Raw genomic sequence first — 7,141 nt, forward strand, 5'->3', positions numbered from 1 at the left:
GCCGCCGCGAGTTCGTCGGGCGTGGCCTGCCAGAATTCCTGCGGCCGCCAACCAAGCAGCCGCGCCGCCAGGCCCGAAAGGGCCCGCGCCGCATCGGCGAAACGCGCTGCGCTCATCGGCCCTGCAGAATCTGCCGGAGCAGGATTTTCAGCACCGGGGTCAGCGCCACCAGCCCTGCCTCGGCCACCGCCTCGGCAAAGCCGTCGCGATCGAGCGGGCAGGTCGCGGCATCGCGGCAGTGCCAGAGCAGCGCGACCAGCTCCGCCAGGCCCAGCCGCCCGGCGGCGGCGCGTTCGACCAGATCGAACAGCGGTCCGATTTCCTGCTCCGCCGCGACCAGGGCGGAAAAGCTCGGGCGCAGCAGCACATCCTGCCCCGCCAGTGCCAGCATTGCTTCGCCGCGCACCGGGTTGGCCACGGCGCTCACAGGCTCGTCACCGCGCCGGAGCTTTCGAGTGCGAGCGAATAATTGCGCTCGCCGTTGAAATCGCCCGCATATTCGAGCCGCGCGACCAGGAACCGCCCGCGCATCCGCGCACCGCTCTCAAAGCTCAGTTCGTAATCGTCGAGCGTGCCGTTCATCGCATGGACGCGGATCGCGGTCTCGGCATCCGAGCCGAGGAACAATCCCGCCGCCGAGACCGAGACCGATCGCACGCCGGCGCCCGACAGCAGCTCGCGCCAGCCGCCGCTGCCCTTGTGCGTGATCACCACCGGTTCGCCATTGATTGCCATCTGCGTCGTGCGCAGACCCGCCACAGTGCGATAAGCGGGCGGGCTTGCGCCGTCGCCGATCTTGAGCAGGAAGGCGCTGCCTTTTTCCGCCGTCATGTCTTGGTCCTTTCGTCAGGGAGCCAGCAGCCGCGCCCGATAGTCGAGCGTGACGAGCCAGGTTTCGCCGATCCGCACGGTGCGGCTGCGCAGGGGGTGGAGGCTGACCAGCCGATAGCCGGTGCCGCTGCGTGGCATCGCCGCAAGCCGGGTTTCGAGCGTCGCAGTGATGGCCGAGAGGGGGCCCGCGTCTTGCGATCCATCGCGGATCGAAAAGGCCAGCCGCAGCTCGCGCCCCGGCCGGTCCTTGGTGCCCCAATCGGTCGCCAGCACATCGTCGAGCAGCACATAGGGCACTGCGATGCGCGCCGGGGCGCGATGAAACACGCCGTTGACTTGCGCCATCAGCGCCGCATCGCCCGCCAGCCAGTCGATCGCGGCCAGCGCAAAATCCTGTTCCAGGCTCATCGCAACAATCTCCCCAGCCAGCGCAAGGCAGCATTCAGCCACCAGCGGCGGCGCAGCCCGCGCCCGGTCAGGCGTATCCGCCCGGAATCGCGGACGATCACGATGTCGGGCAGGATAATGCCAATCTCGATACAGGCCTTTTCGGCCAGCGTTTCGACCCGACGTTCGCCGATCCGCGTGGCGCGGCGCAGCAACACGCTGCCGAATCGCGCGCTCACAGCCGCACCCTGCGCCAGGGCCGCCACAACGCGCCGATCATCGCGGGCGGCGCGGCATCCCCTCCATCGCGCGCCAGATGCACATGCGCTGCCAGCCGGACGATGCCCTGGCGCAAGGCCTCGGGAAGCTCGCCCCATTGCGCGGCTATCCCGGCAAGATAGCGGATCTCGACCCGGCTGGCCGATCCGGGATGCAGCACGCGCACCCGGCCGATGCCATCGGGCGACAGCTCGATCGCATAGGCTTCGCTCGGCAGGGCAAAACTCTCGCCCGCGCTGGTGACGCCCTGCACCCCGGTAATCGCGGACACCGGCGAAGCGCCCAGGCGCTGCCAGTCGCGCGCCACGGCGATGACCTCCCGGTGCGGCCGGACAAGCAGCGACTGTCCGATGAACTGTTCGCACAATTCTGCCGCGCTGCGCAGATGGCCGATCAGCACGGCATCGTCGTCGTCGCGGGTGATGTGGAGGAATGCTCTGGCTTCGGCCAGCGCCAACGGGGCAAGCGCGGCGGGTTCGCTGGTGATCATGGGCATCAGCGCGGCTCCACGCGGACCGTGACAGAGCGCTCGTCCACCTCGCCATTGGACAGGGTCACCCGGTTGGTCAGCGCATAGATGGCCCCCGGCTGGCCCCCGTCGATCGTGACCGTCGCGCTGAGCCCGTCATGCCCGTCGGAGATCACGGCAAGGCCACCCGCCATGGCCGGTGCCACTGACCAGCTGCTGGACACCAGCATATTGGCACCCAGATAGGCCGCGCCCCAATCGACGCGATAATCGATCCGGCTGTCCGGATCCTTGACGAACAGGCTCATCGGCTGCTCCTGCAGGTAAAGGTTGAGCGGAAACGCCGCGATGCTCAGGGGCGGCGCGGCGAAAGCAGCCGGGCTGGAGCGCCCGGCCGCTGCGTCTGAAAGGGGCGCACCATCAGCGGCATTGGCCCGGTCCGGCTGGCAGCCACGCGGCGCGCACTGCCCGATGCGACCGGCATCGAGCCAAGCGCATCACCCCGCAGCATGGGGAGCTTCCATCTGCTGTTCGGCCAGCTTCCGTGCGAGGGCTGCCATCAGGAAAAGGCAGAGCTGGTCGCTGCGAATGCCATAGCGTTCCTGCTCGCCGGTGGCCGACTGCCACGTGTCGTGACAGCACCAGCCATAGCGCCGCCAGTCGAGCCCATGGTCTTCCATGATGGCAAATGCGCTCTGGGCCCGGACGCCGAAATGACGCCGCGCTTCGTCCGGCCCCTTGGCTTCGACCGCTTCGTGCCACTGGAAGAACCCCAGCTCGGCAATGATGTCTATCGCGGCGGCGTATTCGGCCTCGCTCATGGCGCCGATCCACGATTTGTCGCGCGCGTCTGATGTGCTGATCGCGCCCGAGACCGCGTGAATCTCCGCCCAGCGCAACTGGGGACGCCCCAGCAGCACCAGATTGTCTGCGCCTGGAGCAAATCCGCGGCTGGAATAGCCGTTCAAGCTCGCTGTTGCGATCAGCACGTTCCCGCCGGGCTGGCCGCCATAAGCCGACAATCCCAATGTCCCAGCGACGCCGGTCGGGTCGGCGATCGATCCGATACCCGGCGCGCTGTTCCAGAAATCGGGATGATAGAAATGGGCGTCGCCCAGATAGAATTGCGTGCCGGCCCGGCTGTGGAGCTCGCCGCCGAATTGCAGCGAATAGCCGGCGATGCTCGGCCCGCGCACCTCGAGCCGGGCATAGTTGGCCGAACTGCCGACCCCCAGGCTGGCATTGCTGGCGACCCAGTTTCCCGCCGGATCGCGCGGCAGATAGTCATGGGCATGCGCCAGCGGCGCATAGGACCCCGCCGGCTGCTTTGCAGCCAGGGCGTCGACCAGCCCCTCGATCTGCCCGAGCGCATGGCCATGGTCCGAGCGGTCTTCGCGCATCGCGAACCAGTGCGCCGCCACGGTCAGCGTGACCGTCTTCAGCCCGGCAGAGAAATCGACGGCTGCCCCGGTCGACGAGGCAAGGACCAGATGGCGCGAGAGAGAACCGCCGCTGATCTCGCCTTCGCCGATTTCCCACTGATCCTCATGGGTTATCCCGGCAATGGAATAATGGAAGCGCGCGCCTGCGGGCACGGCATCGGCGAAGCGGCGATGGCCGGGCGTGGCACCACCCAGCGTCATCGCGCCGGTGCCGGTGCCGGTGCTGGTCTCGCGCACCAGATCGGCAAAGAAGAGTTCGCTCATCGAGGGGTGTCCATTTCAGGCGGGTAGAAAAATGCCCGCGCGGCAGGGGAGAGACCGCGCGGGCACCATCCCGGCAGGGATGTCCGGGCAAGGGTTGCGCGATCAGCTCGCGGCGAACTTCATCAGCTTGATCGCTTCGGAATTCATCACCTGGCCACCGATCCGCTTGGTCGCATAGAAATGCACGAACGGCTTGTTGGTGAACGGATCGCGCAGGATGGTCGTCGCGCTGCGCTCGGCGATCAGATAGCCCGCACGGAAATTGCCGAAGGCGATCGACAGGCTGTTCGCCGCAATGTCGGGCATGTCCTCGGCCTCGACCACCGGATAGCCGAGCAGCGTCGCCGGCTGGCCCGCCGCCAGCGAAGGCTGCCACAGGAACGCCCCGTCATCGCTCTTCATCTTGCGGATGCGCGCCAGGGTCGAGGAGTTCATCACGAAGCTCGCCCCCTGGCGATAGGCGGGGCGCAGCGCATGGACCAGGTCGATCAGCCGGTTCTCGGGCGAGACGCTGGCGAAATTGCCGTCCGCGCCCGAGGCGACATATTGCAGCGTGCCGAACGCGCGCGCGGCATCGTCCTGCGGCGTGGGCGTACCGGTCAGGAACCCGCGCGGTCGGTTGGTGCCGTTGCCATGGATGAACGCAGCCCCCTCGGCGCGCGCGAACTCCTCGGCAATCTCGCCCGCCAGCCAGGCTTCGACATCGAACGCGGCATCGTCGAGCATGGCCTGGCTCGCCGCAGGATTGGCATAGAGCTCGCCCGAGGCGGCGCGATCTCGGCAAAACTCGGCGTGTCGGTCTCGGGCCGCGCCGCCGTTTCGCTGACCCAGCCCGAGGGCGTTCCGCCGGTGGTGACCAGCTTGCGATAGCCCGCAGTGCCGGTCTGCACGACCTGCGCGATCGACCGGATCGGCGAGATATCGGTGAGGGTGCGGGCTATCAGCGCATCGATCTCGCGCGGGACGGCAAAGCCGCCATCGGCGCCGGTGGCGGCAGTAAAGCTCTTGATGCCGGTCTCCAGCCCGCGCCGCAGATACTGGTCGACAAAGCTCTTGGTCTCGGGCGCCTTGCCCTCACCGCTGCCGAGCGAGGGGCGCGCGCCGGTGCGGGCAATCCGCTCGATCCGCTCGCGCATCGTCGCGCTCTCGGCGCGGATCGCATCGACATCGCTTTTCACGCCATCGAGCCCGGTCTCGAGCGCGGCGATGCGCTCCTCATGCTCCTCGGCCGCGAGCAGGCTGTCGAACGAGGCCTCGAGCGGATCGGCCTCGGCCTTCATTTCGAGGGGATTTACGGGGATATCCATCACATCTTCCTTCCGTTCTGGGATCACGCGGGGAAAACCCCCGGATTGCGGGCACAAAAACCCCGCCGAGGCGGGGCAGATGGGCAAAGGCAGGGAAAGGCGGGGAGCGGTCAGCGCAGCAAGTGCACTCTCGCGCCCGGCATCATCGGCACGCTGACCAGGCTCACCTCGACCAGATCGAGATCGAACAGCTCGCGCGGGTCTTTGCCCTCGGCATGGCGGACGCGATAGCCGAAGCTGAGCCCGCGCACCACGCCGCTGGCGAGTCCGGCCAGCGCCTCGTCCGCCGCATCGTCGAGCGCCGCGATCACCCGCAGCCCGCGCCGGTCCTCCTGAGCCAACGTGACCGATCCGATCCGCCGGTCGGGCCGGTGCTGCCAGAGCAAGGGCAACGGGCGCGCAGCCTCGCCCAGTGATCGCTGGAATGCCCCGCGCCGCACGATGTCGCCGCCCCTGTCCACCCGGTCGAACAGCGCAGCATAGCCGGCCAATCGCATGCTCATTGCACCATGTCACCCAGGCCCAGCTGCACCGCGAGCGCGGCGAGCAGCAGCGCCATCACGCCGCGCACGAACTTGTCGAAGGCCTGGCCCCAAATGCCCGACCGCGCATCGCGCCAACCCTGGAGCAGTTCGCGCAACTCGCGCAGGTCCGCACCTGCATCGGCATCGGCAAGGCCGATCCGGGCGAGCGCCCGGCCTGCGCCCAGATCGCCTGCCTCCTCGACCACCGCGCGCAGCGTGGCGATATCCGCGCCTTCCTCCGCCGCCTGCGCGAGCAGGCTGGCGAGCATGTCTTCGCTATCCATCGTCATGAAATCCCCAGCATCGCCCGTTTTTTCTCTGGCGAGAGAAAGTCCGCCGCGCCGACCTGCTGCCACAGCCGCTCGCGGTCCTCGGACAGGGCGGGCACCCGGTCCTGATCGACCGAGAGCGCGGCTTGCGGCCACCAATGCGCCAGCCCTTCGGCCAGCGCGGCGGTGATCTTGCCCGCCAGCGGCAGCAGGGTCAGCCGCCACAGCGCGCGATTGGCCTCGCGATAATTGGCATAGGTATTGTCGCCCGGCAGGCCGAGCAGCATCGGCGGCACCCCGAAGGCCAGCGCGATCTCGCGCGCGGCATTCGATTTGAGCGCGACAAAATCCATGTCTGCCGGCGACAATGCCATGCTCTGCCAGCTCAGCCCGCCTTCGAGCAGCATCGGACGCCCCGCATTGGTGTGCCCTGCAAAGCTCGCCTCGAGCTCGGCCTTCAGCCGGTCGAACTGCTCGGGGGTCAGCACTCCGCCGGGCTCGTCGGGGCGATAGACCAGAGCGCCCGAGGGGCGCGCGGCATTGTCGAGCAGCGCCTGGTTCCAGCGCCCGGCGGCATTGTGCACCGCCACCGCGCGCGCCGCCGCGCCCAGGCATCCCAGGCCATAATGATCGTCGCTCGGGTGGAACGCCTTGATGTGCACGACCACCGGCGCGCCATCGCCCTCCTGCGCCGCCAGCCGCGTCGAGCTGTCGCCGACGCGATAGACATAGGCGGAGGGCCAGCCGCGCTCGTCGGGTTCGATGCTCACCCGGTCGGGGCGCAGCGCGAACAGCTCGGCGGGCCGGCCATCGGCATCGCGCAGGATCTGGACATAACCATTGCCGTGCAGCAGCAGATGCGCCGCCAGCGTTTCGAGCAGCCCCTGCCCCGCGCTGGTCGCCGCGACAAGTGCCGCAATCGCGGGATCGGAAGCCGTTATCGGCGCGCCGCCCACCCCTTCTGCCACCAGTCGCACCGCGCGCTGGGCGATCGGGTTCTCGCAATAGGCCGCGCGCACCTGCTCGGCATGGCTGAGCGGCGGATCGGCGAGCGCCAGGCTCCATGGGCTGGTGAACGCGCGCGCGAGCACCGGCCTGGCGACGCCCGCGCCCTTCAGCGCGAGCGCCAGCTGCTTCCAATATCCCATATCATGTCTCCAGCGATCGGATGCGCGGCGTGCCGCGCCGCCCCAGCATCAATTCGGTCAGCGCCCAGACCAAGGCATCGGCGCGGTCGGGCGATCGGCCCGGTCCCTGATAGGACCCGCCCGCCATCAGGCCGCACATCTCGTCCTCCAGCCGCGCGAAGGTGCCACAATGCACCACCCGCCCCGCCTCGTAGAGCGCCGCCACCGGCTCGGCGCGCGCG

12 protein-coding genes and 2 pseudogenes are annotated in these 7,141 nt (G+C 68.6%); all 14 read right to left on the reverse strand.

Annotation, left to right across the window (positions count from 1 at the left end; translation table 11 throughout):
• Positions 1–116, reverse strand: a 116-nt coding sequence (locus AX735_RS24245; protein ID WP_156447450.1) for a phage tail assembly chaperone, incomplete at its 3' end; no start/stop codon positions are given.
• Positions 113–391: a GTA-gp10 family protein gene (locus AX735_RS08625; protein WP_066278642.1), complete on the reverse strand. Its 279-nt coding sequence runs from the start codon at positions 389–391 to the stop codon at positions 113–115. The genes AX735_RS24245 and AX735_RS08625, both read right to left, overlap by 4 nt.
• A gap of 32 nt (positions 392–423) precedes the next feature.
• Entirely contained in the window at positions 424–831 is a 408-nt protein-coding gene (locus AX735_RS08630; RefSeq protein ID WP_066278621.1) for a phage major tail protein, TP901-1 family, read from the reverse strand.
• Positions 832–846: 15 nt separating this feature from the next.
• Positions 847–1,239: a tail completion protein gp17 gene (gene gp17, locus AX735_RS08635; protein WP_066278624.1), complete on the reverse strand. Its 393-nt coding sequence runs from the start codon at positions 1,237–1,239 to the stop codon at positions 847–849.
• A complete protein-coding gene (locus tag AX735_RS08640) occupies positions 1,236–1,457 on the reverse strand; it encodes a hypothetical protein (RefSeq protein WP_137776224.1) in 222 nt (73 codons plus the stop codon). The genes gp17 and AX735_RS08640 overlap by 4 nt, the downstream gene beginning before the upstream one ends.
• Positions 1,454–1,993: a head-tail connector protein gene (locus AX735_RS08645; RefSeq protein WP_082751015.1), complete on the reverse strand. Its 540-nt coding sequence runs from the start codon at positions 1,991–1,993 to the stop codon at positions 1,454–1,456. The genes AX735_RS08640 and AX735_RS08645 overlap by 4 nt, the downstream gene beginning before the upstream one ends.
• Positions 1,993–2,274: a phage fiber-tail adaptor protein gene (locus tag AX735_RS08650; RefSeq protein ID WP_066278629.1), complete on the reverse strand. Its 282-nt coding sequence runs from the start codon at positions 2,272–2,274 to the stop codon at positions 1,993–1,995. Before AX735_RS08650 ends, AX735_RS08645 begins: the two co-directional genes overlap by 1 nt.
• 44 nt (positions 2,275–2,318) lie before the next feature.
• Positions 2,319–2,477 (reverse strand): hypothetical protein, encoded by a 159-nt coding sequence (locus tag AX735_RS24975; RefSeq protein WP_156447451.1) that lies wholly within the window; start codon positions 2,475–2,477, stop codon positions 2,319–2,321.
• On the reverse strand, positions 2,464–3,672 hold the full coding sequence (locus tag AX735_RS08655; RefSeq protein WP_066278631.1) for a tail fiber domain-containing protein: 1,209 nt from the start codon (positions 3,670–3,672) through the stop codon (positions 2,464–2,466). Before AX735_RS08655 ends, AX735_RS24975 begins: the two co-directional genes overlap by 14 nt.
• A gap of 102 nt (positions 3,673–3,774) precedes the next feature.
• Positions 3,775–4,979 (reverse strand): annotated as a pseudogene (locus AX735_RS08660) (phage major capsid protein).
• A 110-nt stretch (positions 4,980–5,089) separates the two neighbouring features.
• Positions 5,090–5,482 carry an HK97 family phage prohead protease gene (locus tag AX735_RS08665; protein ID WP_066278634.1) on the reverse strand — a complete coding sequence of 131 codons (393 nt, stop codon included), beginning with the start codon at positions 5,480–5,482 and terminating at the stop codon, positions 5,090–5,092.
• Positions 5,479–5,793, reverse strand: coding sequence for a DUF6127 family protein (locus AX735_RS08670; RefSeq protein ID WP_446471800.1), 315 nt, complete (start codon positions 5,791–5,793; stop codon positions 5,479–5,481). The genes AX735_RS08665 and AX735_RS08670 overlap by 4 nt, the downstream gene beginning before the upstream one ends.
• Positions 5,790–6,920 carry a phage portal protein gene (locus AX735_RS08675; RefSeq protein WP_066278640.1) on the reverse strand — a complete coding sequence of 377 codons (1,131 nt, stop codon included), beginning with the start codon at positions 6,918–6,920 and terminating at the stop codon, positions 5,790–5,792. Before AX735_RS08675 ends, AX735_RS08670 begins: the two co-directional genes overlap by 4 nt.
• A gap of 1 nt (position 6,921) precedes the next feature.
• Positions 6,922–7,141 (reverse strand): annotated as a pseudogene (locus AX735_RS08680) (ATP-binding protein); the annotation flags it as partial.

It is taken from the genome of Blastomonas sp. CCH1-A6, assembly GCF_001556365.1.
GTDB classification, from domain to species: Bacteria; Pseudomonadota; Alphaproteobacteria; order Sphingomonadales; family Sphingomonadaceae; genus Blastomonas; species Blastomonas ursincola.